Genomic DNA, 1060 nt, shown 5'->3' with positions numbered 1-1060 from the left:
ACCCCGGGTGTTGGACACGCTGAATCCCGCAAGATTGGCGGGGGAAGCGAGATGATCGACACCGATGGCAAGGAAGAGTTATCCCGACGAGTTCAAACGGGACGCGGTAGAGCTGTACCGAGACACCGAGGGCGCAACGATCACGCAGATTGCCGATGAACTCGGCATCTCTGGGGTGACGCTGTCGGCGTGGTGTAAGAGCGCTGGTGTGCCGATCCGGCACCGCAACCCGACTGCGGCGGGTGCAGCCCCAGCGGGTGTCGAGAGCCCTGACCAGGAGCTGGCCCGGCTACGGGCCGAGAACCAGGCGTTGCGGGCTGACAAGACTCGGTTGGCCACCGAGCGTGACATCCTGCGGTCGGCGGCCAAATATTTCGCCGGGGAGACGAACTGGTGAGCCGCTTTCAGTTCGTCGCCGACCACTGCGACGCCTACCCGGTGAAGTGGCTATGCGCGATCGTCGAGGTCGCGCGATCGTCGTTTTATGCCTGGCTGGCCGGCGCCGACGGCCGAGCTGCCCGCATCGCCGCTGACCAGGAGCTGGAAGCCCGGATCCGCACCGTGCACGACGAAGACAACACCTACGGGGCGCCGCGGATCACCGCTGAACTCAACGACGGTGCTCCCGAAGGTGAGCGGGTCAACCACAAGCGGGTGGCCCGGGTGATGCGCAGCGCCGGGATCGCCGGCTACCGGCGGCGACGGCGGGTCAAGACCACCACGCCGGATCCAGCGAACCAGAAGGTCCCGGACTTGCTGAAACGGGATTTCACCGCCGCGGCACCGAACGTTAAGTATGTCGGCGACATCACCTATCTGCCGTTGGCCACCGGGTCGAATCTGTATCTGGCGACGGTGATCGACTGCTTCTCCGGCCGGGTCGCGGGGTGGGCGATCGCCGATCATATGCGCACCGAACTGGTCGAAGACGCCCTCAAAGCCGCTGCGGCGCTGCGCAAGGGCCTGACCGGTGCAGTGTTCCACGGTGTTGCATCGACCGATTGAACGCGCCCAGTACACTTCAAAGGATTTCGCGATACTCTGCGCAGCTCTGGGCGTT

At 65.0% G+C, this 1060-nt stretch carries 1 pseudogene; it reads left to right on the top strand.

Features of this window, described 5'->3' with window-relative positions:
- Nucleotides 1-64 precede the first annotated feature (64 nt).
- Nucleotides 65-1060 (top strand): annotated as a pseudogene (locus BPODLACK_RS23730) (IS3 family transposase); the annotation flags it as partial.

This window comes from Gordonia sp. YY1 (assembly GCF_009872315.1).
GTDB classification, from domain to species: Bacteria; Actinomycetota; Actinomycetes; order Mycobacteriales; family Mycobacteriaceae; genus Gordonia; species Gordonia amicalis.
Note: the sequence above shows the minus strand (reverse complement) of the source record. Positions and strands in the feature narration are given on the sequence as shown.